This is a genomic window from Planktothrix tepida PCC 9214 (assembly GCF_900009145.1).
GTDB classification, from domain to species: Bacteria; Cyanobacteriota; Cyanobacteriia; order Cyanobacteriales; family Microcoleaceae; genus Planktothrix; species Planktothrix tepida.
Map to the genome: position 1 here is coordinate 5,676 of NZ_LN889782.1, position 414 is coordinate 6,089.

At 39.6% G+C, this 414-nt stretch carries 1 protein-coding gene; it reads left to right on the forward strand.

All coding sequences use genetic code 11. The features are described 5' to 3' along the window. Positions 1–414: hypothetical protein (locus PL9214_RS31105; protein WP_186440290.1), on the forward strand; the 414-nt coding region annotated here is incomplete at both ends.

Here is a 414-nt window from a genome sequence, read left to right on the forward strand (position 1 = left end):
TAGTGATAGCAAATATACAACTTTACCTCCCGATACCTTAGATTTCATTAACCAAGATAACGATAGTATTGGGATTAACCTTACCACATCAGATACCCTAACATCAGAAGCCGGAGACACCGGAAATTTCAGCATCGTCTTAACCTCCCAACCCACATCAGACGTTCTGATTACTCTCAGCAACAGTAACCCCCAAGAAGCCAGTTTATCAACCCCTAGCGTGACCTTTAATTCCCAAAATTGGAGTACCCCTCAAGTTGTTACAGTTACCGGAGTTGATGATAATATTCGAGATGGAGATATCGCTTATTTCATTATTAGCAGTATTGACCCCAGTAGTGATAGCAAATATACAACTTTACCTCCCGATACCTTAGATTTCATTAACCAAGATAACGATAGTATTGGGATTAA